The sequence below is a fragment of the Corallococcus sp. CA047B genome, from assembly GCF_003612065.1.
Classification (GTDB): Bacteria; Myxococcota; Myxococcia; order Myxococcales; family Myxococcaceae; genus Corallococcus; species Corallococcus praedator.
Window position 1 is genome coordinate 1 of the sequence record NZ_RAWD01000127.1, and the last position, 25,027, is coordinate 25,027.

21 protein-coding genes are annotated in these 25,027 nt (G+C 71.8%); 10 read left to right on the top strand and 11 right to left on the bottom strand.

Annotated features, from left to right (window positions below; all coding sequences use genetic code 11):
* Positions 1-110: 110 nt before the first annotated feature.
* Together D7X74_RS20385 and atpH are read right to left on the bottom strand one after the other, a co-directional pair.
* Positions 111-1,607, bottom strand: a complete 1,497-nt coding sequence (locus D7X74_RS20385; protein WP_120534653.1) for an ATP-binding protein — start codon at positions 1,605-1,607, stop codon at positions 111-113.
* A 148-nt stretch (positions 1,608-1,755) separates the two neighbouring features.
* A complete protein-coding gene (gene atpH, locus D7X74_RS20390) occupies positions 1,756-2,298 on the bottom strand; it encodes an ATP synthase F1 subunit delta (RefSeq protein WP_120534654.1) in 543 nt (180 codons plus the stop codon).
* A 209-nt stretch (positions 2,299-2,507) separates the two neighbouring features.
* On the opposite strand from atpH, the gene D7X74_RS20395 reads away from it, so the two are divergent.
* The 4 genes from D7X74_RS20395 (at position 2,508) to D7X74_RS20410 (ending at position 9,350) form a co-directional block, all read left to right on the top strand.
* Positions 2,508-4,334 (top strand): Hsp70 family protein, encoded by a 1,827-nt coding sequence (locus tag D7X74_RS20395; protein WP_120534655.1) that lies wholly within the window; start codon positions 2,508-2,510, stop codon positions 4,332-4,334.
* 93 nt (positions 4,335-4,427) lie between these two features.
* A complete protein-coding gene (locus D7X74_RS20400) occupies positions 4,428-5,600 on the top strand; it encodes a TIGR02266 family protein (RefSeq protein ID WP_233595906.1) in 1,173 nt (390 codons plus the stop codon).
* 126 nt (positions 5,601-5,726) lie between these two features.
* Complete coding sequence (locus tag D7X74_RS20405) at positions 5,727-7,859, top strand: beta-propeller domain-containing protein (RefSeq protein ID WP_120534656.1); 2,133 nt, start codon at positions 5,727-5,729, stop codon at positions 7,857-7,859.
* 87 nt (positions 7,860-7,946) lie between these two features.
* The gene (locus tag D7X74_RS20410) at positions 7,947-9,350 is read left to right on the top strand and encodes an MATE family efflux transporter (RefSeq protein ID WP_120534657.1); all 1,404 of its coding nucleotides are present in this window, start codon (positions 7,947-7,949) and stop codon (positions 9,348-9,350) included.
* A gap of 43 nt (positions 9,351-9,393) precedes the next feature.
* On the opposite strand, the gene D7X74_RS20415 is transcribed toward D7X74_RS20410, so the two are convergent.
* The 3 genes from D7X74_RS20415 to D7X74_RS20425 form a co-directional block, all read right to left on the bottom strand.
* Positions 9,394-10,107 (bottom strand): esterase family protein, encoded by a 714-nt coding sequence (locus tag D7X74_RS20415; RefSeq protein WP_120534658.1) that lies wholly within the window; start codon positions 10,105-10,107, stop codon positions 9,394-9,396.
* A gap of 62 nt (positions 10,108-10,169) precedes the next feature.
* Positions 10,170-10,886 (bottom strand): YqiA/YcfP family alpha/beta fold hydrolase, encoded by a 717-nt coding sequence (locus D7X74_RS20420; RefSeq protein WP_120534659.1) that lies wholly within the window; start codon positions 10,884-10,886, stop codon positions 10,170-10,172.
* A gap of 20 nt (positions 10,887-10,906) precedes the next feature.
* Positions 10,907-11,500 carry a hypothetical protein gene (locus D7X74_RS20425; protein WP_120534660.1) on the bottom strand — a complete coding sequence of 198 codons (594 nt, stop codon included), beginning with the start codon at positions 11,498-11,500 and terminating at the stop codon, positions 10,907-10,909.
* A 132-nt stretch (positions 11,501-11,632) separates the two neighbouring features.
* Here D7X74_RS20425 and D7X74_RS20430 point away from each other — a divergent pair, with 132 nt between their 5' ends.
* On the top strand, positions 11,633-12,790 hold the full coding sequence (locus D7X74_RS20430) for an AAA family ATPase (protein ID WP_120534661.1): 1,158 nt from the start codon (positions 11,633-11,635) through the stop codon (positions 12,788-12,790).
* On the opposite strand, the gene D7X74_RS20435 is transcribed toward D7X74_RS20430, so the two are convergent.
* Together D7X74_RS20435 and D7X74_RS20440 are read right to left on the bottom strand one after the other, a co-directional pair.
* The gene (locus D7X74_RS20435) at positions 12,791-13,198 is read right to left on the bottom strand and encodes a serine/threonine protein kinase (protein WP_341870443.1); all 408 of its coding nucleotides are present in this window, start codon (positions 13,196-13,198) and stop codon (positions 12,791-12,793) included.
* 108 nt (positions 13,199-13,306) lie between these two features.
* The gene (locus D7X74_RS20440) at positions 13,307-14,215 is read right to left on the bottom strand and encodes a DUF2381 family protein (protein ID WP_120534663.1); all 909 of its coding nucleotides are present in this window, start codon (positions 14,213-14,215) and stop codon (positions 13,307-13,309) included.
* A gap of 325 nt (positions 14,216-14,540) precedes the next feature.
* Between D7X74_RS20440 and D7X74_RS20445 the strand changes: the two genes are divergently transcribed.
* Genes D7X74_RS20445 through D7X74_RS20455 form a run of 3 tightly spaced genes read left to right on the top strand, consistent with a single transcriptional unit; the run spans position 14,541 to position 19,887 of the window.
* Positions 14,541-15,002 carry a hypothetical protein gene (locus tag D7X74_RS20445; RefSeq protein WP_120534664.1) on the top strand — a complete coding sequence of 154 codons (462 nt, stop codon included), beginning with the start codon at positions 14,541-14,543 and terminating at the stop codon, positions 15,000-15,002.
* The gene (locus tag D7X74_RS20450) at positions 14,999-16,807 is read left to right on the top strand and encodes an LpqB family beta-propeller domain-containing protein (RefSeq protein WP_120534665.1); all 1,809 of its coding nucleotides are present in this window, start codon (positions 14,999-15,001) and stop codon (positions 16,805-16,807) included. Before D7X74_RS20445 ends, D7X74_RS20450 begins: the two co-directional genes overlap by 4 nt.
* Positions 16,804-19,887: a bpX6 domain-containing protein gene (locus D7X74_RS20455; protein WP_120534666.1), complete on the top strand. Its 3,084-nt coding sequence runs from the start codon at positions 16,804-16,806 to the stop codon at positions 19,885-19,887. Before D7X74_RS20450 ends, D7X74_RS20455 begins: the two co-directional genes overlap by 4 nt.
* Positions 19,888-19,903: 16 nt before the next feature.
* Here the strand turns inward: D7X74_RS20455 and D7X74_RS20460 are convergent, their stop codons facing one another.
* Positions 19,904-20,602: a response regulator transcription factor gene (locus tag D7X74_RS20460; protein ID WP_233595880.1), complete on the bottom strand. Its 699-nt coding sequence runs from the start codon at positions 20,600-20,602 to the stop codon at positions 19,904-19,906.
* A gap of 153 nt (positions 20,603-20,755) precedes the next feature.
* Here D7X74_RS20460 and D7X74_RS20465 point away from each other — a divergent pair, with 153 nt between their 5' ends.
* Positions 20,756-21,037, top strand: a complete 282-nt coding sequence (locus D7X74_RS20465) for a hypothetical protein (RefSeq protein ID WP_120534668.1) — start codon at positions 20,756-20,758, stop codon at positions 21,035-21,037.
* A gap of 90 nt (positions 21,038-21,127) precedes the next feature.
* Positions 21,128-23,029, top strand: coding sequence for a PAS domain-containing sensor histidine kinase (locus D7X74_RS20470; protein WP_233602177.1), 1,902 nt, complete (start codon positions 21,128-21,130; stop codon positions 23,027-23,029).
* On the opposite strand, the gene D7X74_RS20475 is transcribed toward D7X74_RS20470, so the two are convergent.
* The 3 genes from D7X74_RS20475 to D7X74_RS20485 all read right to left on the bottom strand — a co-directional run bounded on the left by D7X74_RS20475 (position 23,026) and on the right by D7X74_RS20485 (position 24,912).
* Positions 23,026-23,406 (bottom strand): response regulator, encoded by a 381-nt coding sequence (locus tag D7X74_RS20475; protein WP_120534670.1) that lies wholly within the window; start codon positions 23,404-23,406, stop codon positions 23,026-23,028. The genes D7X74_RS20470 and D7X74_RS20475 overlap by 4 nt on opposite strands.
* Positions 23,407-23,644: 238 nt before the next feature.
* Entirely contained in the window at positions 23,645-24,355 is a 711-nt protein-coding gene (locus tag D7X74_RS20480) for a LysM peptidoglycan-binding domain-containing protein (RefSeq protein WP_120534671.1), read from the bottom strand.
* Positions 24,356-24,597: 242 nt separating this feature from the next.
* Complete coding sequence (locus tag D7X74_RS20485) at positions 24,598-24,912, bottom strand: hypothetical protein (protein ID WP_120534672.1); 315 nt, start codon at positions 24,910-24,912, stop codon at positions 24,598-24,600.
* Positions 24,913-25,027 lie beyond the last annotated feature (115 nt).

Sequence of the window (25,027 nt, forward strand, 5' to 3'; positions counted from 1 at the left end):
GTTAGAGGACCCGTCCGCACCCTCTGGCGGGTCGTTGGAACCCGTGCGAATCCGCCCCCCGCCCCCCACCTGTCCTGGCGGGCGGCTCGCGGGCTCGGGTGCCTGGGGGCTCAGGAGCCGGTCGCGGACGAACCGCCCGTCCGGGGCAGCCACACGATGAACCGGGTGCCGTCCGTGGCCCCCGACTCCACGGAGATGCGACCGCCGTGGGCCAGGGCGATCTGCCGGGCGATGTAGAGCGACAGTCCCAGGCCGTCCCCATCCACTCCCCCGGAGGAGGAGGCGCAGCGCCGGAAGGGCTCGAAGAGGGTGGCGTGGTTCTCCGGCGGCACCCGGCGCCCCTGGTCGTGCACCTGGAGCGTCACGCCGTCCCCATTCCCCTGGAGCTGGAGCGCCACCGGCGCCGTCGCCGGGCCATGGTGCAGGGCGTTGCCCAGCAGGGCGTCCACCAGCTGGGTGAGCCGCCCCCCATCCCAGGTGCCCCTCAGGTCGCCCAGGGCCGTCAGGCGCAGGTCGCGGCCGGGGTGGGCCTGACGCCGGTCCGCCAGCACCTGCTCCGCCACCTGTCCCAGGTGCACGGACGAGGCGTGCAGCGGCAGGCCCCCGGACAGCCGGGCGCGGGTGAAGTCCATGAGCTGGTGGATCATCCGCTCCACCCGGCGCACCCCCTGGCCCACACGCCCTACCTGCTCCGTCAGGGCTTCCGGCATCTGCGCAGCGTGTTGGAGGGCGAGCACGTCGCGCTGGAGGGTCTGGAGGGGGGCCTTGAGGTCGTTGCCCACCACGCCCAGGAACTGCTCGCGGAAGTGCTCCATGCGCGCCAGGCGCTCCTCGGAGGACTTGCGGCTGCTGACGTCCCACACCGCCGCCAGCCGGACCGCGCGGCCCTGGTAGGTGGCGGGGCGGCCCATCACCTCCACGGGGATGCGCCGGCCGTCGCGGTGGACGATGGCCACCTCGTAGGGGGCCTCCACGCCGCGCTCCATGGCGTCGCGCGCGGGGGCGCGGAACTCCGGGGCCACCCAGTCGATGACGTTGCGGCCGATCAGCTCCGCCGTCTCGTAGTGTCCCAGCAGGCGCGCCAGCCCCGGGCTGATGTCCAGGAACTGCCCGCGGTCGTGGAAGAAGTACCCGTCACAGGAGATCTCCACGATGCTGCGCATGTGCTCCTCGCTCGCGCGCAGCGCCGCCTCCTCGCGCAGGCGCGCCGAGTTGTCGCGCAGGAGCAGCAGCACGCCCGCCGACGCTGGAGCCGCCGGCATCGCGCTCACCGTCAGGTGGCGCAGCGTGCCCACCTCACCGAAGCGCCCCGACACCAATTCCTCCGCCACGCGCTCGCCCGACTGCGCCCGGCCCACGAGCGGCACCAGCGACGGCGCCAGCCCCGGCCAGGCTTCCAGCAGGAGCCGCCCCACGGAGAGCGCCGCCGGCCGGCCGCACAGCGACGCCAGCAGGTCGTTCATCCAGAGGAGGCGGGAGTCCGCGCCCACCAGCGCCACCCCCCAACCCGGCGCGTTCAGCAACGCACTCAGGAAGGGCCAGGACTCCTCGGGAACCCCTGAGGACGGAAGGGCTCCGGGAAGCCGGTGGAACACGGGCTGCGGCATGGGCGGGTCGTCTCGGAAAACGCGGGCTTGTCCGCGTTGACGAGAAGTATACCCATTCCCCGTGCCAGCGGGAAATACGGGTTTGACTAGGACTACGGGGCAATACGGCCAACCTGGGACGTTGGCCGTCTGGGTGCTGGAAGGCGGGCTACTTCAGCTCGCGGCGCATCTGCTCCAACTGGGAGCGCAGGGTGCCGTCGTAGAGGGTGCCACCCACCTGGGCGGACACGCCGCCAAGCAGGGCCGGGTCCACGCGGGTCTCCAGCACGACGTTGCGCTGGGTGAGCTGCTGGAGCGACTGCTGGAGTTGGGTGACGGCGTCGGCGGACAGGGGCACGGCGCTGGTGACCTGACCCCGGACGCGGCCCGCGCGGGCATCCGCCATGTCGCGGTAGAGCCGGGCGATGTCGGGCAGGTAGCCCAGGCGGTTCCTGTCCACCAGCAGCCGCAGCGCGTTGGCGAGCGCGGGATCCGCGGGGGAAGGCAGCGCCTTGAGCACGGCCTCCACCACGTTGCTGCGCTGGACGCGGCTGTAGGCGGGGTTGAGCAGCACATCCGACAGTTCGGGGCTGTGCCCGACCACGTCGGCGAAGGCGTTGAGCTGCTCCGCGACCAGGTCGGTGCGGTTGCCTTCCGCGGCGACGTCGAGGATGGCGCGGGCGTAGCGGCGGGCGATGGAGACGTTCACCATGACGCTGGCGCCCTTAGCATGGGGCGTCCCCCACGGCAATCCTGCCGACTTCCCGGGTCCCGGGTGGCCGGAAGCGGGCCTTGTGGGTCTGTTTCAGTGAACGCGGGCGTGGCCTCCAAAGGCAGGCCAGCGCTCGCAAGGTGACGCCCAGGTAGCAAGAGGGCTTGGCGGAATGGGGGGCGGGCCCGTAGCGTGGGCCTCCTCGCCCCATGCAAGAACCCGTCATCGGCATCGACCTGGGCACCACCAACAGCGTCGTCGCGACCGTGGAAGACGGACGTCCGCGGCTCATCCCCTCGCGTGCGGGAGGTCGCCTCACGCCCTCCGTGGTGGGCCTCACCCGCGCGGGCGACCGCGTGGTGGGGCAACCCGCCCAGGCGCTGGCGGAGGAACAACCCGACGCGGTGGTGTGGGCCACCAAGCGCTTCCTGGGCCGCCGCTACACGCCGGAGTTGGTCCAGCAGGCGAAGTCGATGGTGCCCTACCCCCTGGTGGCCGGCCCCTCCGGCGACGTGCGCGTGAAGCTGGCGGGCCGGGTGCTGCCCACCACGCAGGTGTCCGCCTTCATCCTGGGGGAGCTGCGGCTGGATGCGCAGGCCCACTTCGGGCGCGACGTGCGCAAGTGCGTCATCACCGTTCCGGCCAACTTCGACGACAACCAGCGCCAGGCCACGCGCGAGGCGGCGAGCATCGCGGGGCTGGAGGTGGTGCGCCTGGTCAACGAGCCCACCGCCGCGGCGCTGGCGTACGGCCTGTCGCGCGGCTTCGAGGGCAGCGCGCTGGTGTTCGACCTGGGCGGTGGCACCTTCGACGTGTCCATCCTGGACGTGAAGGCGGGCGTCTTCGAGGTGAAGGCCACCGGCGGCGACCACGCGCTCGGGGGCGAGGACTTCGACCAGCGCATCGTCCAGTGGCTCCTGGCGCAGGTGGAGGACGCCTTCCAGGACGCGGTGTCCAAGGACGCGCAGTCGCTGCGCCGGCTGAAGGTCGCGGCGGAGGCGGCCAAGCGCGAGCTCACCGAAAGGGACGAGGCCAGCATCACCGTCTCCGGCCTGGGCGACCACACCGCGGGCGTGAAGCGCTTCACCGAAATCAACACCGCGCTCACGCGCAGCTTCTTTGAAACCCTCTCCGAGCCCCTGTCGCGCCGGTGCCTGGAGGTCTGCAAGAGCGTGATGGCCGAGGCGAAGATGGATCCGCGCTCGGTGGACGTGGTGCTGCTGGTGGGCGGCATGACGCGCGTGCCGATGGTGCGCCGGCTGGTGGCGGACTTCTTCGGCCGCGCGCCCTCCACGGACGTGCACCCGGACGAAGCGGTGGCGCTGGGCGCCGCGGTGCAGGCGGATGAGCTCTTGCGGCAGTCCGGGCAGGCGCTGCTCCTGGACGTGGCCAGCCAGAGCCTGGGCGTGGGCGTGATGGGCGGGCGCGTGAAGCGCCTCATCCCCCGCAACACGGGCGTGCCGGTGGTGGCGCGCGACATCTTCTTCCCGGGCACCTCCGGCCAGGCCGAGGCGCGCATCCCCGTGTACCAGGGGGAGAGCGAGTTCCAGGACGAGAACCACAAGCTGGGCGAGGTGGTCCTCAAGAACCTGCACGTCGCCGCGCGCGGGGAGACGCCCCTGGAGGTCGTCTTTGAATTGTCCGGCGAAGGCACGCTGTCGGTGAAGGCCACCGACCTCACCTCCGGCAACATGGAGGTGGTCCGTCTGGAGGCCCGCGCCAGCCTGCCGCAGGGCGAGGCGGAGAAGCTGGGCCAGGAGCAGATGAACTACGCCCAGGCCCAGGGCGTGGTGGACGCGCGCAAGGCGGAGGAGACCTTCCGCAAGCTGCTGGAGCGCGGGGAGAAGCTGGCGCGCCTGCTCCAGAAGAGCGCCAAGGAGAACCCCAGCCCGGAGGCGGAGACCGCCGTGGGCACCGTCCAGCAACTGCTGGTGGGCGGCAAGGACGCGCTGGCGGCCGGGGACGCGGCCCAGTGCGCCCAGATTGCTCGCCAGCTCACCAAGCTTCTGTCCGGTCGCGCGGAACCCCGGAGCTGATGTCCCGCGCCACGCGGAAAAGGCGTCCACCAGCGCACGTTGACGCGCGGGGTGCATGGTGACTTTCCCGGAGTCCGCTTATCTCCGGGAGTCATGATGAACCCCGGAATTTCTCCGCGCCCGAGAGACCTGGTCTTCGTGGTGGACGACTCGCGGACGGCGCGGGATGTGATTCGGCTGCACCTGTCGCGCATGGGCTGCGACGTGGTGGGGCTGGAGGGGGCGGACGCGTGCCTCGCGGAGCTGCAGCAGCGGGTGCCCGCGCTCATCCTGATGGACCTGCACCTGGAGAAGCTCCAGGGGGACGAGGCGTGCCGCGCGGTGAAGGCGCACGCGGCTGGCCGTGCCGTGCCGGTGGTGATGTTCACCGCGGCGGACGAGCCCCATGAGGTGATGCACTGCGGGCGCGCGGGCGCGGATGACTTCCTGCCCAAGCCGGTGTGCCAGGAGGCCCTGGCGGCGAAGGTGGCCGCGGTGAGGGCGTCCCGGGAGCGCGTCTGGACGGGCCCGCCGCGCGGGCGCGGCGTGCTGCTGGTGGAGGGCGGCCGCTTCCTGCACACCTTCCTGGGCGGGGCGCTGGAGCACGAAGGGCTGCACGTGCTCTACGCGAAGGACCTGGATGACGCGGGCGCGCAGGCGGCGGCCCACGGCGACCGGCTGGATGGCTTCGTGGTGGACGTCTCCCGGCTGCCGCGCGAGGCGCTGGCCCTGGCCACGCGCCTCAAGGAGCTGTACCCGCGCAAGCCGCTGGTGCTGCTGTCGCGGGTGGAGGAGGCGCCGGACGTGCTGGCCCGCGCGCTGGAGCTGTGCGGCGCGCCGCTCCTGGAGAAGCGGCACCTGGGCGCGGACGAGCTGCTGGGGCGGGTGATGGCGCGCCTGTCGCCGGGCACCGTGCCGCTGAGGGCCGCGGAGCGCGTGCCCTTCTTCACGGTGGTGGAGTTCAACACCACGGGCGGGCCCACGCTCAGCGGCTTCAGCCACGACGCCAGCCCCCAGGGGCTCTTCGTGCGCACGCTCACGCCCGCGCGCGAGGGCGCCCGGCTGTCCCTGCGGCTGGTGATGGCCGGCCAGCGCACCCCGTGTGAGGCGCAGGCGGTGGTGGCGTGGTCCAACCCGCCCGGCCCGGGCAGCGCCTTCCGTTCGCAGACGGGCATGGGCCTCAAGCTGGAGGGCATGGACGCGCAGCTTCAGCAGCGCTTCGTGCGCTTCGTGCCCCAGACCCTCGGTTTTCCCACCGCGGGCCCCGCGCGCGCCTCAGGTTTCTGAGAGCGGCGCGGGCCCGGCCCGGCCCCGCAAACCCTCGCAATCGCAGGTTCGCGCCAGGGATTCCGCCCTGGCACGGGCGTGGCAATGCACCACGCCCCGCGAAGCTTTCGAGGGAGGGACCCAGGCATGCATTGGACGCGTTTCGGAGGAGTGGGACTCACGCTGCTGGCGGTGGGCTGTAGCGGCGACAAGGCGCCCTCGGTGGGCAATGAGCCCGTGCAGCAGTCGCTGCGGCTGGAGGAGTTCGCCGCCTGCTCGGACCTGGAGCAGTACATCGAGGACACCGCGTCCAAGCAGATGCGCGCGGGCCTGGAACAGCAGAAACCTGGCTTCTGGGAGAGGTTTGGTCGCAACCGGGGCATCGACCTGGACGGCGCTCCTCCCATGGCAGAAGGGGACGCCTCGTCGGGCGGTGGCAGCCCGCAGGGCCCGAAGGACTCCACCGGCACCAACAACCAGGTGGAGGGCGTGCACGAGTCGGACTTCGTGCAGAACGACGGCACGCGCATCTTCGTGCTGTCGGGCAACCACCTCTACGCGCACCGCTCGTGGCCCGCGGAGCAGCTGACGCTGGCGGGCTCGCTGGAAGTGGAGGGCTGGCCCCGGGAGATGCTGCTGGACGAGCACCAGCGGCTGGTCATCGTCTCGCAGGTGCGCCAGGGCCTGCCGGGCATTCCGTCCAGCGGGGGCTACTACGTGGGCGATGGCGCGCCGATGCCGATGTACGACTGCGCCGGCTTTGGCTTCCGCTGTGGCTACTACGCCGCCGACAGCACCAAGGTCACCACGGTGGACGTGTCGGACCTGGCCAACCCGCAGGTGGTGGATCAGGTGTACCTGCCGGGCCTCTTCACGCAGGCGCGCCGCGTGGACAGCTCCGTGCGCCTCGTGCTGTCGGATGCGTTCCGCTGGCCGGAGGGCGTGAAGACCTGGGTGCCGTACTCGGAAGACCTCTACAAGAACGAGGGCAAGCTGGAGAAGGCCATCGACGAGCAGATCGCGCTCAACGAGAAGCTCATCCGCGCGAACACGCTGGACCAGTGGCTGCCCGCGGGCAAGCACGTGGACGCGGCGGGCGTGACGACGTCGCTGCCGGTGACGTGCAGTGACTTCTACCGGAGCAACGCGCCGTCCGCGCTGGGCTTCGTGACGGTGGCCTCGCTGGACCTGGACGCGCAGTCGGCGGCGCCGGGGCGCACCAGCCTGGTGGCGGAGCCGGGCACGGTGTACGCGTCGAAGGACTCGCTCTACCTGGCGCACTCGCACTACTGGTGGTGGCCGGAGCCGGGGCAGAAGGACTTCACCTACGTGCACAAGTTCGACACCCGTCAGCCGGGCCGCGCGGTGTATGCGGGCTCCGGCACGGTGGAGGGCGTGCCCGTCAACCAGTTCGCCCTGGATGAGTACGAAGGCGTGCTGCGGCTGGCCACCACGGTGACCACGCGCCTGCCCGAGGTGGACCACGAGGACTGGTGGTGGGGCCGCACGACGACGGCCAGCCGCGTGACGACGATGGGTGTGAAGAACGGCCAGCTCAAGGAACTGGGCCGCAGCGCGGACCTGGCCGAAGGGGAGCGCATCTACAGCGCGCGCTTCGTGGGCCCCCGGGGCTACATCGTCACGTTCCTCCAGGTGGATCCGCTCTTCACCTTCGACCTGAGCGACCCGGCGAACCCGCACAAGGTGGGCGAGCTGAAGGTGCCCGGCTTCTCCACGTACCTGCACCCGGTGGGCGACCACCACCTGCTGACGATGGGCGTGCACACCGACGCGAACGGCGGCTGCTGCGGGGAGCGTTCGCTGAAGCTGTCGCTCTTCGACGTCAGCGACCTGGCCAACCCGAAGGAGGCCTTCACGCAGCTGGTCGGCACCGCCTACGGCTGGAGCGAGGCCCTCTATGAGCACAAGGCCTTCAACTACTTCCCGGCCAAGGGCCTGGTCGCCATCCCCTTCACGGACTACGCGCCCCGGACCTACGGCGGGGACGACTACTGGAACGGCTTCCGCACGGAGCTGCGCGTGTTCCGCGTGGACCTGGAGGCGGGCATCTCCCCGGTGGGCGCGCTGAGCATGACGGACATGTTCCAGCGGGTGCAGACGCCGGACTGGACCTGGTACTACACGCCGGACGTGCGCCGCAGCGTGATGGCGGACGACTACGTGTATGCCATCAGCGACGCGGGCGTGCGCGTGTCCAAGGTGAACAGCCTCCAGACGCCGCTGGTCACGACGCGCTTCCCCAAGCTCGTCAACCCCTGACGTAGGGGGGGCGGTCAGGCGGGGAGGGGGAGGCGCGTCCGTCGCTCGGGCAGCGCAATCCCCTCCCGAAGAGGCTATAGGCCCGCCATGCCGCCCGATGCCCCCGAGCCGTCCGTGTCGTCGTCCCACTCGGTCCGGAACCGGGGGGAGTTGCGCGCCCTGCTCGGGCTGGCGCTGCCCCTGTGCATCGCGCAGGCGGGCCAGTCGCTCATGGGGCTGGTGGACACGCTCATCGTCGGCCGGGCCGGCACGTCCGCGCTGGCGGCGGTGGGCCTGAGCCACAGCCTGTTCTTCGCCGTCAGCAGCTTCGGCATGGGGCTGATGATGGGCGTGGATCCGCTGGTGTCGCAGGCCATTGGTGCCCGCAACCCGCTGCGCGCCCGCGACGTGCTCTGGCAGGGCATCTGGCTGTCCGCGTTCGTGGGGCTGGTGCTGTGGGCGGTGCTCATCACCGTGCCGTCGGGATTGCCGTGGGTGGGCGTGGCCGAGGAGCAGATCGTCCAGGTGCGCGCCTTCCTCCACTTCCGCGCGCCCAGCCTGCCGCTGATGCTCATCTTCCTCACGGTGCGCGCGTACCTGCAGGCCATCGGGAATCCCCGGCCGCTGGTGGTGTCCACCGTGGTGGCCAACATCCTGAACCTCCTGATGGTGCCGCTGTTCGTCTTCGGTGGCGCGTCACTGCCCGCGTGGGCGGGGCCCCTCACGCACGTGCCGGCGATGGGCGCGGCGGGCGCGGCGCTGTCCACGCTCTTGTGCACGGCGCTGGAGGTGCTCATCGTGGCGCGGGCGGTGGCTGGGATTCCCGTGCCGGGCACGCCGTCCCTGAAGCCGGCGCTCGCGGACCAGCTGCGCGCGTTCCGGGTGGGCCTGCCCATTGGGCTGCACATCGCGGCGGAGGTGGGCGTGTTCGCGCTGGCGGGCGTGCTGGCGGCGCGGCTGGGCCCGGCGAGCGTGGGCGCGCATCAGATCGCCATCTCCTTCGCGAGCCTCACCTTCACCATGGCGCTGGGCATCGGCAACGCGGGCAGCGTGCGGGTGGGCTGGGCGGTGGGCGCGCACGACACGCCGCAGGCGCGGCGAAGCGGCCTCATGGCTTTCGCCACCGGCGCGGTGGTGATGTCGCTGAGCGGGCTGGGGTTCGCGCTCTTCCCGGAGGGGCTGGCGAGGCTGGCGGGCGCGCCGCCGGAGGTGCTGCCGCTCTTGCTGCCGCTCTTGATGGTGAGCGCCATCTTCCAGGTGTTCGACGGCGTGCAGGGCGTGGGCGCGGGCGTGCTCCGGGGCGCGGGCCACACGCGCTTCACCTTCCTGGCGAACATCGTGGGTCACTACGCGGTGGGCCTGCCCCTGACGCTGCTGCTCAGCTTCGGCCTGGGCATGGGCGTGCTGGGCATCTGGTGGGGCCTGTGCGCGGGCCTCATCTTCGTGGCCCTGGCCGTGCTGTGGCGCTTCTGGCGCGTGAGCGCGGGCACGCTGCGGCCCCTGGAGAACTGAGGCGTCCAAGAGTCGCGGGGGCCGCTTCGCGGGCGGCGGTGCTTCAGGCCGGCAGGTACTGGCGGATCATCTGCCGCCACACGGGCCAGTCGTGGGTGCCGCCGCTCCAGATGGACAGGTCGTTGCGGATGTCCTTCTGCCAGAGCAGCTTGGACAGGTGCTCGTTGGAGGGGCGGCAGAAGTCGTGCTCGCCCACGGCCAGGGTCATCTCCACGCGGCGCAGGGCGTTCAGGCGCGCGGTGTCATGCAGGCCGGGCAGCCACTGGGGCGCGGTGTGGAAGTACACCTGTTCGTCGTGGTGGCCGTCCAGGAAGTCCTCCGTCTCGAACTTGCCGCCCATGGAGATGAGGCGCTGGAAGACGTGCGGGTGGCGCAGGCCCACGTTGTACGTGTGGAAGCCGCCCAGGCTGCACCCGGCCAGCGTGAGCCGCCCTCCGGAGGCGCGCCCGCGCACCAGCGGCACCACTTCGCTGACGACGTAGTCCTCCCACTGGGCATGGCGGGCCACGCGCACGGCGGGGGCGACGTCCTTGTTGTACCAGGACTCCTCATCCACCGAGTCCACGCACACCACGACGTAGCGGCCCGCGGAGATGCCGTCCGCGATGGCGCCGATGAGGCCGAAGTCCTCGGCCTGGTAGAAGCGGCCCTTGCTGGTGGGGACCAGGATGATGGGCTCGCCCGAGTGCCCGTACAGCAGCACGTCCATGTCCCGGTTCAGCCGCTGGCTGTACCAACGGTGGTATTCGCGGTTCATGGCCGCCACCTTAACCGGCGCGTCCGGAACGCAAGCGCGCCAGGGGCGCCAGCGCTCGCCGGTCAGTCGGCAGTGAACACCTGCCGGGTGTCCTCCCCACCCCGCCACGGCGCGAGAAAGGCGTCCGCCTCCCGGGCGATGGCCTCCAGCGAAGCGGTCAGCTCGTGGCCGTCGTCCACCTCCACCAGCCGGACGTGGCGCTTGCCCCGGGCCCACTCGCGCGAGTAGCGCACGTCGCAGGTGTCATCCCGGCGACCGTGGACGATGAGCGTGGGCACGCGCACGTCGGGCCAGACGCCCCGTTCGGCATCCATCGCCTGGGCCTCCTCCACGATGCCGTGGTGCACGCGCGTGCGGCGCTTCTCCGCGTGGTCATCCGTTTCGAGGAAGCCCTCGCGCTGCCACCGGGCCCAGCCCTCCTGGCCCATGCGGCGCTGGAGCTGCTCCACGAAGTGGAACGCGGGCGCGAGTAGCACCAGGGCCCCCACGCGGGGCTCCTTCTCCGCGGTGCGCGCGGCGACGAGTCCGCCCAGGCTGGAGCCGATGAGCACCGCGCGCTCGTGCGGCGCTCCCAGCGCGTCGCGCACGGTGTCGAGCATGGCGTGGAGGCTCAAGCGCTCCATGGACGGCACGCGCAGGTTGAGGCGCTCCAGGGGGATGCCCTGCTTCGCCCAGTGCGCGTCCAGCCACACGCCCTTGGTGGAGGCGGGGCCGGAGGCGAAGCCGTGCAGGTACAGCCAGCGGGGGCCTGACGTGGGGACGGGGGGCGGCGCGTTCATGGGCGCGCACTGTAACCGCATCAAAAGCGCAGCACGGGTCCGGCGGTGATGCTCTGGAGGGGTTTGGCGCAGGTGCTGGTGTCCGCGTCCTTGGTGAACTTCAGGTCGCAGAACTGGAGGGCGGTGGCGATGGACAGGCCCCAGTGGTCGCCGAACCAGCCGTCCAGGCCCACGCGGAAGGCCATGCTGGTGACGTCGAAGTCCTCGCGGCGCAGCTCGCCCAGGCTGTTGGGGGTGAAGGGCTTCGCCCAGCTCTTCGCCAGCCGCGCGCCCAGCCACGGCGTCACCGGCTTGTCGCCGAGGAAGCGCAGGCGGGCCTCGATGCCCACGGCGGTGTAGTCCAACTGCACGCGGCTCATCTGCGACGGGTCCCGGGCCTGCGCGAACTGCTGGCCCCAGGTCTGGGTCGTTTCGAAGACCGCGCCCAGGGACAGGCCGGGCGGCGTCTCGATGCCCAGCCACGCCTGCAGCGTGGGGCCCTTGGCGCGCCAGTCGCTGAAGTGGTCCAGGGTGACGCCCGCGCCCAGGGAGGCGTAACCGTGCCACCCCTCCGCTCCTGCTGGCCCCGCCCCCAGTACCACCGCCAGCGCCAGCCACTTCCACTTCGTTTCCATCGCGCCACTGTATGACGGACCGGGGGCGGGGACAGGGCGTGCCCGGTCGCCCGGGTGCCTTCGCGGCTCCGGAGCGGGAGGCCCCGAGGGGTGGCTTCGCGACGGGGAGGGGGGCCGGCTAGGCTTGGGGGCATGTCCGGTACATTCGAGGTCGCGGCGGCCACCGTGCGCGACGCCCTCACCGACGCGGGTCGAGGGCTGGTGGAGCGCGAGGCGATGGTGGAACTGGTGGCGCTGTCGGCGGTGGCGGGCGAGCACCTGCTCGTCGTGGGCCCGCCGGGCACGGCCAAGAGCGAGGCGGTGCGCCGGACGGCGCGCGCGCTGGGCGGCACCTACTTCGAATACCTGCTGGGGCGCTTCACGGAGCCATCCGAAATCTTCGGGCCGGTGGACCTGCGCAAGCTGCGCGAGGGCGTGGTGGAGACGGAGACGTCCGGCATGTTGCCGGAGGCGGAGGTGGCCTTCCTGGACGAGGTGTTCCTGGGCTCCACCGCCATCCTCAACACGCTGCTGGGCCTGCTCAACGAGCGCACCTTCCGGCGCGGGCACACGCGCATGCAGGTGCCGCTGCGCATCTGCGTGGGCGCGTCCAACGGGCTGCCGGAGGACGACGCGCTGGCGGCGTTCTCCGACCGCTTCCTGGCGCGCATCTTCGTGGAGCCGGTGCCGGACTCGCGGCTGGAGGAGCTGCTCACGGGTGGCGCGTCGCTGTGGACGGACGCGGCGCCGCGCGTGGCGTCGTTGGCGGCGCTGGACGTGGTGACGGGCGTGGCGCGGGGCGCGGACCTGGGGCCGGTGCGGCCGCACCTGGCGCAGGCGCTGCGGACGCTGCGCGGCGCGGGCATCGCGCTGTCGGACCGCCGGGCGGTGAAGGTGCAGCGGCTGGTCGCGGCGGCGGCGGCGCTGGCGGGGCGGGCGACGCCGGGCGTGGCGGACCTGTGGCCGCTCGTCTACGCGGTGCCCACGAAGGAGGCGCAGGCGCTGGCGCGGGACGTGCTGCGCGATGTGCTCTCCGCGTCGGAGAACCCGGCGCTGCCGGCCGCGGCGCTGGAGGCGAGCGCGGGGCCGCTCGCGCGGGCCCAGCGCATCGCGCAGGCGGGGCAGGTGCTGCTGGAGACCCGGCCCGCGGATGAGGACGTGGAGGGCCTGGCAGCGTGGCGGCTCAAGCTGGAGGGCGTGGCGCGGGAGGTGGACGCGGGCTTCGCGCCGGAGGCACTGCCGGACGCGTTGCGCGCGCTGCGGGGTGAGGTGGCGGCGGTGCTGGGCGACGTGGCGTCGCGGGCGGCGTGACTACCGGAACCCGTCGACGATGAAGACTCCCGAGCCTGAGAACTCCAGGGTGGCCATTCCAGGCTTGGAGCCCTTCATCTTCCGCAGCTGACCCTTCGCCGTCCGGGCGACCGCGCAAAGAGGGAGCCTCTCGCGGTCGGGCGGCTTGGCCTCGTAGTACCGGATGACGACCTGTTGCCCACCCGTCCAGATGCGGCCGTACATCAACGTTCCAGGCTCCAGTGGGCCCAGGCTGTTGTTCAGCTCGCTTTCGATGGGTCCTTCGCGCAGGTACACGGGATTGGTGTCTGCTTGGTTGACGTCGAGTTCCAGCGTGGCTCCATCGGAGACGCGCAGCCCCAGGAGCCGCATCGCCTTCAAGGCTTCTTCCGGGCAGGCTTCGGGCTCTGGGGTTCCGTCGGAGCGCATGGCGACCTGTCCTGGAATGGGAGCAGAGGTCGCGCAGCTGGTGAGGAGACCCAGAAGCAACAGAGAGCAGGAGCGAATCACGTGGGGATGAGCCATGGATGGGAGGGTCTACTTGTGCGGGCCCGTCTCTTCCACCACGACCATTGCCTCTCGGAGACCGTCGTGACGGAAGAGTTCTAGGACGAGTTTCTCGGATCCCTTCTTGAAATCGAAGGTGCTCAGGTCCGCGACCACCGCGATGGTGCCCGAAGAGCCTGGGACGATTTCTGTCTGGTTCATCCGCAGCGCGAAGGGCCAGGCCTTTCCGGTGGATGCGACCGAAAACCGGGCTTCCTTCATCCGCCACGAAGTCTTCGCCGTCTGGTTCGTGATCTGGAAGACGACGGCCGTCTTGGTCGGATGGATGTAGCCACGGATCTCCACCGTTCCAATGTCGCAGGAGAACGTCCATGCGCGGAGGACCCGGAAGGGCGTCATCTTCACCGCGCTCTGGGTGAGAAGCGCGGCGAGCGCGTGGTCCACGGAGGTCTCTTCCTGACGGAAGCGCTCGTTCTCCTCACGGAGCTGCCGCTCCCGCACTCGTGAGTCCGACAGACGCGAACGCACGGCGCCAGGGCTCTCACTGTCTCGAAAGACATTGACCTGTTGATCCGCCTGTCCGTCCTCCGGAGCGGTGAGCGTGAAGGGGATTTCCGTCCCATCCTGGAGCGTCACCTGAAGTAGGAAACCATCCTCCGGCGGCAGGCTCTGACGCGGCACCAGCAGCACGGACTTCCCACCTGACAGGACGGGTTCGAACCGCCCTTCCCAGCCCAGCAGCGCGGTCCGCCTCGGGTCCACGTCCTGCTCGAAGCGCAGCACCGTCGCGATGCGCGAGCCCACGTGGATGCGAGGCACTTCCTGCTGCGGGTCGTCCGACAGGTAGACGTTGCGGACCAGGGGCTGCCGCTCCTGGGCGGTCGCCACCGTGGCCGTCAGGAGCAGGCCCAGCAAGAGGCTGTCGAGGCACTTCCTCATGGGGATGGCAACCTAGCAGGTTCTCATGATTGGCAACTACCTTTCGAGGTAGGTCGCCGCCCCTGAATCCATGGGGTCGTGGGGGGTGTGGAGACGCGCTGGATTCAATGCGTGACGCGCTCCGGGGTGATGACCCGTGAGGTTGCGTGTCTTGTCCGTGGGCCTCTTGTCCGGGGTCCTGGCGGTGCGCGGCCCCGTATCCGGAGCAGGCCGGAGCTGACTAGACTGCGGGCGTGATCGACGGGCGTCGCGCCGGTTCAGCCGTGCAGGCCATCTCCTTGCTCCTGGCGCGGTGCCGCCCGGTGGTGGAAAGAAACCGGGAGTCATGAGGCCGCCACCGGAGTCGGAGCGCGCCGTCGCGGGACTTTCCGTGCGCTGGCGCCCCAGGGCCGTCCCGCTGGAGCCTGTCGCCGTCGCGGGCGTGGGTCAGGTCGCGCGGGCACTGGGGGCCCGGGCGGCTCGGGCGGACGACGCGATGCTCGAATCCTGGAGCGGGGTCGCGGGCCCGGACGTGCTCGTGCTCCTGGGCGTCGCAGCCTCCCTGCCCTGGGTGGAGGGCGTGGTCTACCTGGGACGCGACCCGCTGGCCCCCGGGCTCCTGCTGCCGTGCGCATTGGAGCCGGAGGTGGCGGTGTCCCTGCTGGAGCGCGCGTTTCTCGCGGGGCAGGGGGATGCGCCGCTCGTCGTGCTGCCTGCCTCCGCGCGGCTCGTGCCGGTGGGCGCGGCCCAGCGGGTCGTGCGCGCGTCACTGGTCGCGTGGCTCGCGCCTCCAGGGGCGCGGCCGTGACCGCGCTGCCCCCCATCCTTCGCCCCTGGGCGATGCAGCTGTCCCTCTTCCCGGATGACCTCGCGCTCACGCTGGGGCCGCACGTGGCGCGGTTGTCGGCGGCGCTGGGTGGGCTGCGGCCTCGCGGCGAGGCCGAGGGTGGAGAGCCGCAGGGCTATGACGGGCTCACCCGCCGGGGGCCCTTCGACCGGCTGCTCGTCAGTGAATGGCTCTGGGCGCTGGACACTCCCGACGAGCTGGTGCGCCGCGCGGCGTTCGGCGAGCTGTCCTTCCTCAAGCCCGCGTTCCGGCAACCCCAGGGGGCGCGGCGCACGGTGGTGCTGCTGGACGCGGGACCGGATCAACTGGGCCTGCCCCGCATCGCGCACCTCGCGTTGCTCATCGTGCTCGCGCGGCGGGCTGAAGCCGCGGGGGCCGCGTTCATCTGGGGCGCGCTCCAGTCCTCTCCTGAGTCCGCCACGCACTCGGGCCTGGAGGTCCCCTCGCTCCTGAAGTGGCTGGAGGCCCGCTCCATCGAACCGGCTTCCGCGCGCCACCTGGCCGCGTGGCGCGAGGCGCTGGAGCTCCAGCAGGCACCCGGGGATGCATGGCTGGTGGGCGCCGCGCGCCTGTCACGACTCGCGGGCGCGGAGGGGATGTCCCGCGTGGAGGTGTCCGAGCCGATGGAGCCCGGCGCGCACCGCCTCACGGTGGACGTGCGGCCCGCGTCGCAGGTCGCCCGGTCGGTGGTGCTGGAGCTTCCTCCTCCGGATGACTGCATCCGGCTGCTGCGCAACCCGTTCGAGCGGCGGACCGTGGCCCCGGTGTGGACGCGCAAGGACCGGCGCCTCACCCACTTCGCCTTCTCCGGCGATGGCCGGCGCATCCTGATGCACCACTCGGACGGCAGCGTCGCGGCGATGGCGGTGCCCCATTCGCCTCGCGCCACCGTGCCCAAGCCTCGGCGCGTCCAGGTCCCCGGAGGCCAGCACGTCATCGCGGTGGGCTGGCGGTATTCAGGAGGACTGCTGGTGCTGGCGCGCCAGGGGAACGACTACGTGATGCACGGGCAGGTGCGCACGTCGTCGGGGTTCCGCAAGGTCCACTACCAGGTGGCGTCGGAGGTGGAGCGGCCGGAGTCCCTCCCGGGAATGCAATCGCTGCCCCTCGTGAGCTGGCAGGAGCCGAACGGACAGGAACACCTCTGGTTGAAGGACGCGCAGGACGGCCTGTTCCACCTGCCTCCTCCCGGGCGGGATGGGGTTTCGTCGCTCCTCCGGGTGGATGAGAAGGTCTCCGCGCTGGCCGAGGTGCTGTCCAAACCGGTCTACGTCACCCGTCCCCAGGCGGGCGGAACGGGGCGCGCGATCATCGCGCGGCTCGGGGTGCTGGGAGAGGCGGCGCCCCGCATGATTCCTCTCAATGCCCGGCACGGTGAAGCGTACTTCGGGTATTCGCCTTCCGGAGGCCATGCCTACGCGGGGTTGCTCGTGGTGCGCCATCAGGAAGAGAACTGGCGGCTGTTCCTGGACATGGGCGTGACGCAGGTCGTGGTCCCCTCGGCGTACCGCGTGGTGGGGGCGGTGCAGCCCCCCGCGCCGTCGCCGCCGGGGGTGCTCGCGCTGGATCCGGACCGGCGCACGTTCCATTTCTTCTCGGAGCAGGCGCCCCGGACGCTGGTGGCCGCCACGGACGAAGTGGTGCAGGCGGCGGCGAGCCATGGGCAACCCGTGTTCGGTTGGCTGACGAAGACGGGCGAGCTGGTGCTGTGGGACCTGATGGAGCAGACGGTGCTCTACCGCGCCGTCCCGGAGTCCACTTCGTGAGCGCCGGAGCCGGAGTGCTGCGTCCCCGGGCCCATGTGCACCGGGGGACGGTGGTGGCGGCGGCCTTCTGGTTCCATGCCGGAGCGCTGGGCGTGAGCGAGGCCCGCCGTCGCGTGCTGGCCGCCTGGAGGCCCGGGGCCTCGGTCTGGGTTCTGGACGGAGGCTACCTGTTGCGGCTGCCGGCGCCGTGCAAGGTCGCCGTGGAGGCCGCGCCGGGACTGCCGCTGGTGTTGGAGTCGGGTGTGCTCACCAGCGCGCCGCTGACGCCGAAGGAGCGTGAGCGATTGGCGCCGCCGCCGGGCGCTGTCGTGCTGGTGCTCGCGGGGCGCGCGCGGGTGCACGTGCCGGGGGAGGCCCGACAGTTGGAGCCGGGCGCGTGGTTGGACGTGTCCGGGTGGCAGCGGATGACGGTGAAGGGATTGGGCGCGCCGCCGCCGGTCATGCAGCACGTGCTGGCGCCCCTGCCGCCACCCACGCGCGAGTCGTTCGGACCCGGCGTGCCCGCGCTCGCGCCCGAGGCCCAGCGGATGCTGGCGCGCATGGAGGGCAGGGCGGTCCCCGTCGCGCGACGGGAAGGCTTGCTCTCGCGCCTGCGACAGGCGTTCGGGACCAGGCCCGCAGTAGCTCCGGGAAGCGCGATGGCGGTACGTCGCGCGGGCCTCCTCGCCCGACTGCGAAACGCGTTCTCTCCCGGCTCGGAGGCCACGGGGGACCACCACGTCACCGGCTCAGGGCCGGGGTTGTGGCAGCGCCTCTTCGGAAGTGTTGCCTCGCGCGAAGGACTGACCCGCGCCGCGCAAGACACAGCGTCCTTCACACCCGCGCGTCCCAGTTGGTTCGCACGACTCATGTCCGGGCTGCGAGGAGACACGGGACCCGCGGATCCACCGTCCTCCCTGTCCGCAGGCTCCCGGCCGGCATCCCCCTCGCCGTTGATGCAGGCCCTGCGCTCGTGGCTGCGCGCCTTCGCCGGAGCCCCGGATGCGAAGGAGGCCGCGACCCCAAGCCCACGCGCCGACACGCCCACGTCCCCACGCAGGCCCCCAGGCCCCGGCGCGCTCGCCCGGCTGAAGTCGTGGATGGCGGAGAACACGCCCCTGGGGCGGCTCGTCCTCGAGCGCAAGCGCGACTACCTGCGCCGCCTCCTGGAGCTGTTCGACCAGGGCGACATCGACGAAGCCCTGCGCCACGCGATTCCACTCGGCAGGGACCCCAGCCCCGATGCGCAGCTCGCGCTGGGGGTGCCGTCGCCGCGCGAACACCTCCACATCCAGCCGACCCCGAACAGCGGCCCCCCCCAGATGTTCGGCGGCGGCGCCGTGTTCGAGACCCTGCGCCAGCGCTACCGCGACATCTTCCGCCGCCTGGAGCGCGAGGGCCGCATCGACGAAGCCGCCTTCGTCCTGGCGGAGCTGCTCAACGCGACGGAAGAAGCCGTCTCCTTCCTGGAGCGCCACGGCCGCCTGCGGCTGGCCGCGGAGCTGGCCGAAGGTCGCGACCTGCCCGCCGGCCTCGTCGTGCGGCAGTGGCTGCTCGCGAAGGACGTGGGCCGCGCCGTGGCCATCGCCCGCCGGAGCGGCGTGTTCGCGGACGCGGTGCTGCGCCTGGAGAAGTCCCATCCGCGTGAAGCGGAAGCGCTGCGGCTCTTGTGGGGGGATGCGCACGCGGAGGCCGGAAACTGGGCCCGCGCGGTGGAGGCCGTGTGGCCGGTGGTCTCCGCGCGCCCCCTGGCGAAGGCCTGGGTGGAGCGGGGCGTGCTCGCGGGCGGCACGAGCGGCGCGAAGCTGCTCGTGCACCAGGCGCTCGGCTTCCCGGAGGGCTTCAGCGCCGCGCGCGGGGCCGTGGAGGCCCTGCTGTCGGACGAGTCCCCCGAACGCGCGCCGGAGCGCTTCGCCTTCGCCACCGAGCTGCTGCGCCAGGAGCCCTCCGACGCCTACGCCGCGCTGCTCACCCCCACCTTGCGCTCGCTGATGCGCGACCGCGCGACGGAGCTCTCCGTGCCGCTGGACGCGCTCATCAAGCGCCTGCGCAACGTGAAGGAACCCGCGATGGCGGCGCTGCGCCTGGACCTGCACCTGCCCGCGGAGCCGGTCCTCCGCGCGTGGTCGGAGCTCCCCGAGTCGGAGCGGATGGTGACCCCGGTGCTGCGGGACAGGCACGACGCGGGCGCCCACGCGGTGCATGACGCCGTGGTGCTCCCGGGCCAGCGCGTGCTGCTCGCGCTGGGTGAGGCGGGCGCGCGGCTCGTGGGCCCGGACGGGCGGACCCTGGCCTGGTTCGACGTGCCGGCGTTCTCGCTGGTGCTCTCCTCGCAGGGGGACCGGGCGCTCGCGCTCGCCCGCCGGGGCGACGTGTGGCGCCTGTCGCGGTTGGACCTGGTGGCGCGCCGGGCCACGCGTTGGTGCGACACGGAGCTGGGTGCGTGGGCCCCCACGTATGACGGGGACCGCTGGTTCGTCGCCGTGCGCGACACCGTGATGATGGTGGATGCGCTGGCGGAGGACCTGCGCTCGCTCTGGCGCGTGCCCCAGGTGGGCGGCGCGGTGGTGGAGGTGGCCGCCGACGCGCAGCACCTGTCCTTCCTCGTCCTGCACCTCTCCGCGGCCCAGGACTTCGGGCTGCTGGAGCGCTGGGGCTACGCCCTGGCGGGAGGCCCCACCCTGCGCCAGCGCGCGCACGTGCCACGCCTGTCCCGCGCGCCGGACATCCACGCGCTCACCCCGGACGGAGAGGTGGCGGCGGGGCGGCGCGATGTCACCGAGGAGGAACAGCTCCCCCCCTGGCCCGTCCTGCCGTCGTTCGTCGGGCGGCGCAACCACGCCATCCCGTGGAAGGATCCGTCGCGCGTGGGCATGGTGCTCGCGCACGCCTGGCACGTGACGCGGTTCATCGAAGGCTCGCTGCACACCGCCGTCCTGCGCGACCTCGCCGGACATCCGCGCGTGAGCTTCCAGTTCTCCGGCCTCCCGCCCCAGGTCGTCCGGCTCACCGACGACTGGTGCCTCGTCCACGACCTGCTCGGCCGGGTGGTGTGGGTGGACCTGCACTCCGGCGCGGTCCACGCCGTCCCGGTGGACTGAGCGTCCGGGCGGAAGCTCAGGCGCAGCGCAGGTGGCTGGGGATGATGACCATGCTCGCGGTCAGCGCGCACGCGGCGTCGTCCACCTCCAGCACCACCCGCACGCCCTCCACCGTCACCAGCAGCGAGGGCTGCTCGCTGTGCAGCGCCATCAACCACGAGGACGCCAGGGGCAGCTCCGTGGCCGCCAGCTCCGCGGCGCGCAGCAGGTGCACGCGCACCGCGTGGCGGATCGCGTCCGGCAGCGCATGCAGCGAATAGAGGGACTCGTCCGGCAGGCGCAGCGTGTACGGCATGCGCGGCGGCTCCGGCGTCCGGCGGGGCAGCTCGCGCACGCGCTCCGCCAGCTCCGACACCAGCGTCTCCGGCCGCGAAGGCTTGCGCAGGAAGCCCACCACCCCGCCCAGGGGCACCTCCGGCGGACCACTGGCGCTGGACATCATCATCACCGACAGGTGCCGCAGCCGGGCGTCCGTGCGCATCCGTCCGTACAGCTCCCAGCCGTCCACGCGCGGCAACATCAGGTCCAGCAGGACGAGGTCCGGGTGCTGGGCACGTGGCCGGTGGCGCAGCCAGCTCAACGCCTCCGCGCCGTCCGCCACGAGCGACACCACGAAGCCCGCTTCGCGCGCCGCCCGGCCCACGCCCTCCCGCCACGTCCGGTCATCCTCGACGAGCAGCAGGTGGTGGATGCCCATGGCCGACCTGGATTCCACCTGCATTCCTGTGTCGGGATGAAGCAGACCCAGGTCGAACGGGCCCCCCAGCGTTGGCTGCCCGACATTGTTGGGGGCGCACTGTTCTCCCCGGACGCCTCACGCTGGACATCGAAAATAACCGCCAGACTGTCTTGTTGCAGGGAGGGTGCAATGCACACCGTGGGGGCCGCCATGGCCTACCGCTTCCAGCTTGAACCGCAGGTGGTGCGCGCGCTCTGTGCGTGCCCGACGGAGGTGCGCGAGCAGCTCCAGGAGGAGCTGGGCGCGCTCGCCAGCCTGATGCCCGGAACACCCGTGCCCCTGCCCGCCAGGGAGGGCGCGGCGTTGCTGACCTGTGGCTTCCAGGTGCGCTACCGGCTGGAACCCGGGGAGGGCCTGCTGCGGTTGACCACCCTTCAGCCGCTCCGGGTGGTGCCTCCCCCGGCGTCCTGAGGGCGCGCACACGGTTCTTGTGGTGGTGGTGTGGGACGCCTAAGTCGGATGGGGCCTTTTTGGCCCCTTCCTTCCGTGAGCCCGCGCACCGTGCCCCACCAGCCCCTGGCCGATTTCCTCTTCGAGTCCCGCAACGTCCTCCAGGACGCGTGGATCCGCGAAGCGCCGGGCTCCGGTGATGTCTTCGCCCGCGTGCTCGACGCCGTGGCGGCCCGGCTGGCGAACCCCGGGGCGCGGGTTTCCGAGGACTTCGCGCGGGAGGCGGCGCTCCTCGTGCGGGGCCCCGACGGACGCCCCCGGGTGGCGGGCTACCGGCGCCTGCGGGAGACGGTGCTGCGGCTGTGGCGTGAGCGCTCCGGCGGGGACGCGGATCCGGAGCGGATGGAAGCCTTCCACGCGGCCGTGGACGCGGTGGAGGAGGCGGCGCTGGAGGCGTACGTCCAGGGGCGCCTGACCTCCGAGCGCGACGCGGCGGAGAGCGGTGGGACGGACGGGCCCGGGCCGCGGCACTGGGAGGACATCTTCCTGCACCTGGGCGTGGGCGTGGGCGTGATGGACGCGGAGGACACCACGCTCGTGGCGGCGAACCCCGCGCTCGCGCGCATGCACGGACAGCCCGCGGAGGCGCTCAAGGGCCTGCGCCTGGAGGACCTGGTGGCGCCCGAGTCGCGCGGGGCGCTGCCCCGGCACATGGCCGCCGTCAGCTCCAAGCTGTCGCATGAATACGAAGCGCTGCACCTGCGCCGCGACGGCAGCCGCTTCCCCGCCTTCGTGCACGTGACGTCCCTGCGCGACGCCACCGGCCGCCGCGTGGGCCGCGCCGCCACGGTGCTGGACATCACCGCCCGGCGTCAGGCGGAAGCGGAGCGGCAGCGGCTGCTGGCCACCATCGAAGCGGAGCGCTCGCGGCTGTCGGCGGTGTTGGATCAGCTGCCCGCGGGCGTGCTCATCGCGGAGGCTCCCAGCGGCAAGCTGCTCATGGGAAACCGCGCGCTGGAGTCCCTGCTGGGCCAGCCGTTCCGTCCCGCCTCCAGCGTCGCGGACTACGACGTGGCCCACCAGATGTTCAGCGCGGACAGCCAGCTGTTGCCGGACGAGGCCTGGCCCATGGCGCGAGCGCTGCGCACCGGGGAGACGCGCACGGCGGAGCCCTTCCAGGTGCGGCGTCCGGACGGCACCACCGCGCACCTGCTGGGCTCCAGCGCGCCCGTGCGGGATGCGTCCGGCCACATCGTCGCGGGCGTCGTCACGCTGGTGGACGTCACCGAACGGCGGCGCGCGGAGGAGACGGCGCGCGAGGCGGCGCAGTTCGGTGAGCGGTTCATCGCCATCGTCAGCCACGACCTGCGCAACCCGCTCAACGCCATCCAGCTGTCCGTCACGAAGCTGCTGCACGGCGACGCGCTGCCGGAGCGCGACCGCAAGGCCGTGTCCCGCATCGCCCGCTCCGGCGAGCGGATGGCGCGGATGATCTCCGAACTGCTGGACTTCACCCGCAGCCGGCTGGGCGGCGGCATCCCCATCGAGCGCGTGCCCGGCGACCTGCGCGGCGTGGTGCGCCAGGCGGTGGACGAACTGGAGGCGGCGTGGCCCGACCGCACCCTCACGTTCCAGGCGGGCCCCGGCCGCTACGACGGCGCCTGGGACGCGGACCGGCTGCTCCAGGTGGTGAGCAACCTGGGCGGCAACGCGCTCCAGTACAGCCCGCCGGACTCCCCGGTGCGCTTCACGCTGACGGACGTGGGAGAGCAGGTGGCGCTGGAGGTGCACAACAGCGGAACGCCCATCCCGCCGGACGTGCTGCCGCACCTGTTCAACCCCTTCCGGCGCGGCGGCGGCGGCAACACGCACGGGGGCCTGGGCCTGGGGCTCTACATCGTCGAACAGGTGGTGAAGGGGCACGGCGGGCGCATCGAGGTGCGCTCCCGCGCTTCGGAGGGCACCACCTTCCGCGCCCTCCTGCCGCGCGGCGCCAGTGCCCCGGTGCCCTAGTAGGCGGCGGCTAACTCGGACTGCGAGCGAAAGGGCTCCAGCGCGCGCATCAGGTCATCCAGGTCCAGCGGCTTCGGGATGGAGGCCCGGATGCCCTGGGGCACGGGCCGCGTGGCGCCCGCGCCCGACACGACGATGACGGGCAGGTTCTTGAAGCGCGGCTCCTTCTGGATGCGCTCCATCAACTCCCAGCCGCTCATCACCGGCATCATCAGGTCCAACAGCATCACGTCCGGCAGGGGCTGCCGCCGCAGGCGCTCCCACGCATGAAGGCCATTGCCGGCGACCTCGACGGCGAAGCCCTCCAGCGTGAGGAACTCCTCCAGCATCTCCCGGCTGTCGACATGGTCTTCCACGAGCAGGATGAGGCTTCGCATGGGCGCCTCAGCCTCCCCCCGCCCGGGTCCCCACGCAAAGTCCTGGTGTCCAGGGAACGTCCAACCCTGGACGGAAGGACTGTCCAATGTGAATCCGGCGGCACTGCGGGTGCCTCCCGGGGCAGGGGAGGCTGCTTGGACCTCCCGGAAAAACGAGGATGGGGCCTCCCCCTTCCGCGCTCGGGAGCGCGGGAGGCGAAGACCCCACCGGGTGCTTCAGGCGCGAAGGCCGTGCGGCTCAGCCCTTGTAGTGGTGCACGGACATGATGGGGTAGTTCATCGAGCTGTAGCTGATGCGCTGGGAGCCGTCCGAGTTCACGTTGTTGGAGCCGATGAACTGGGCCTTGCCGTCCTTCCAGCCGGCGAACATCACCACGTGCTGGCCGCTGCCCACCTTCATGGAGACGACGTCGCCCGGCTTCGCGTCCTTGAGGTCCACGCGCTGGAAGTTCGGGTCCCGGTCCAGGTTCGCCTGGAGGGTCATCACGGAGGCGCTGTGCTGGCTGTCCTTGATCTGCCCGGCCTGCTCCAGGCACGCGGAGACGAAGTTGGCGCAGTTCACGTCGTTGGGGACCCAGTCCTCCATGTCCGCGCCCACGCCGCTGCCTTCCATCTTCAGCGAGCCGGCGTTCTTGCCCAGGTGCGACTGGGCGATCTCAAACGGGCTGCCACCGGGGCCCCGCGAGGCCGGGCCCGCGCCGCCCGGAGGCGCCGTCACGTTGCCCGAGCCGCTGGAGCCGCCCGTGCCGCCACCGGCCTTGGAACCGCCGCTGCCGGAGGTGCCGGGCTCGAAGGAGTCCTTGGAGCCGGGGATGTTCAGGCTCTTGCCGGCGTAGATGAGGTTCTTGTCCTTGATGTCCGGGTTGGCCTTCATCAGGTCGCCAACGCTGGTGTTGTAGCGCTTGGCCAGGGCCGAGAGGGTGTCGCCAGACTGGATGCGGTAGCTCATGTGGGGGGCTCCGGGTGGGAGCAGTGACCCGACCTCGGTCACCGGCTGCGATTGATTCCATTCTCGCCGTTCAAGAACCTGGGTTGCGTCCCCCACCTGCTTTTCCCTGAAAGCACGCACATGCAGGGGAAGGACACACCCGGGGCGGAATCCCCGTCACGAAAGCCCCACGCAGCGCTGACTTTTCCACCCCGGATGGATGCACGGGGTGGATGTCGCGGCGCGCAATTTCCCGGGATTTGCTAGCGGGCCTGCGCGTCATGCTTCTGGCGGGCGATGCGGCGGCTCAGGGCGTCCTGCTTCGCGTCGATGCGGGCGCGCTCGGAGGCGTCCAGGTGGCCGTCGTCGCGGCGGTCCTGGCGGATCTCCCGCTTCAGGGCGCGGTGCTGGCGCTCCAGGCGCGCGGCCTCGCGGCCGGTGAGCTCTCCGCTGCGCACGCCCTGGTGGATGCGCTGCTGCTGGTTCACCTGCCGCTGGTCGGCCTCCGCGGCCACGGCGGGCAGCGCCACCGTCATCCCCAGCACCGCCGCGAGCATCCCCAGTCCGTTGCGCTTCATGGTGTTCCTCCTCGAAACGCGCCGACGTCGTTGCCGGCGCAGCGTCCTTGAGGGGTTGAACCCGGGGTTCGCGCGGCGGTTGCGGGGGATTTTCCGGGTGTGGTGGGTGGAGGTG

Bases quoted from the DNA above. Each gene is read 5' to 3' on its own strand.
- D7X74_RS20435 (WP_341870443.1), bottom strand. From the start codon at position 13,198: ATGCGCTCCGACGGAACCCCAGAGCCCGAAGCCTGCCCGGAAGAAGCC.
- D7X74_RS20465 (WP_120534668.1), top strand. From the start codon at position 20,756: ATGCACACCGTGGGGGCCGCCATGGCCTACCGCTTCCAGCTTGAACCG.
- D7X74_RS20440 (WP_120534663.1), bottom strand. From the start codon at position 14,215: ATGAGGAAGTGCCTCGACAGCCTCTTGCTGGGCCTGCTCCTGACGGCC.
- D7X74_RS20485 (WP_120534672.1), bottom strand. From the start codon at position 24,912: ATGAAGCGCAACGGACTGGGGATGCTCGCGGCGGTGCTGGGGATGACG.
- D7X74_RS20480 (WP_120534671.1), bottom strand. From the start codon at position 24,355: ATGAGCTACCGCATCCAGTCTGGCGACACCCTCTCGGCCCTGGCCAAG.
- D7X74_RS20395 (WP_120534655.1), top strand. From the start codon at position 2,508: ATGCAAGAACCCGTCATCGGCATCGACCTGGGCACCACCAACAGCGTC.
- D7X74_RS20425 (WP_120534660.1), bottom strand. From the start codon at position 11,500: ATGGAAACGAAGTGGAAGTGGCTGGCGCTGGCGGTGGTACTGGGGGCG.
- D7X74_RS20410 (WP_120534657.1), top strand. From the start codon at position 7,947: ATGCCGCCCGATGCCCCCGAGCCGTCCGTGTCGTCGTCCCACTCGGTC.
- D7X74_RS20420 (WP_120534659.1), bottom strand. From the start codon at position 10,886: ATGAACGCGCCGCCCCCCGTCCCCACGTCAGGCCCCCGCTGGCTGTAC.
- D7X74_RS20475 (WP_120534670.1), bottom strand. From the start codon at position 23,406: ATGCGAAGCCTCATCCTGCTCGTGGAAGACCATGTCGACAGCCGGGAG.
- D7X74_RS20415 (WP_120534658.1), bottom strand. From the start codon at position 10,107: ATGAACCGCGAATACCACCGTTGGTACAGCCAGCGGCTGAACCGGGAC.
- D7X74_RS20445 (WP_120534664.1), top strand. From the start codon at position 14,541: ATGAGGCCGCCACCGGAGTCGGAGCGCGCCGTCGCGGGACTTTCCGTG.
- D7X74_RS20385 (WP_120534653.1), bottom strand. From the start codon at position 1,607: ATGCCGCAGCCCGTGTTCCACCGGCTTCCCGGAGCCCTTCCGTCCTCA.
- D7X74_RS20405 (WP_120534656.1), top strand. From the start codon at position 5,727: ATGCATTGGACGCGTTTCGGAGGAGTGGGACTCACGCTGCTGGCGGTG.
- atpH (WP_120534654.1), bottom strand. From the start codon at position 2,298: ATGGTGAACGTCTCCATCGCCCGCCGCTACGCCCGCGCCATCCTCGAC.
- D7X74_RS20430 (WP_120534661.1), top strand. From the start codon at position 11,633: ATGTCCGGTACATTCGAGGTCGCGGCGGCCACCGTGCGCGACGCCCTC.
- D7X74_RS20400 (WP_233595906.1), top strand. From the start codon at position 4,428: ATGATGAACCCCGGAATTTCTCCGCGCCCGAGAGACCTGGTCTTCGTG.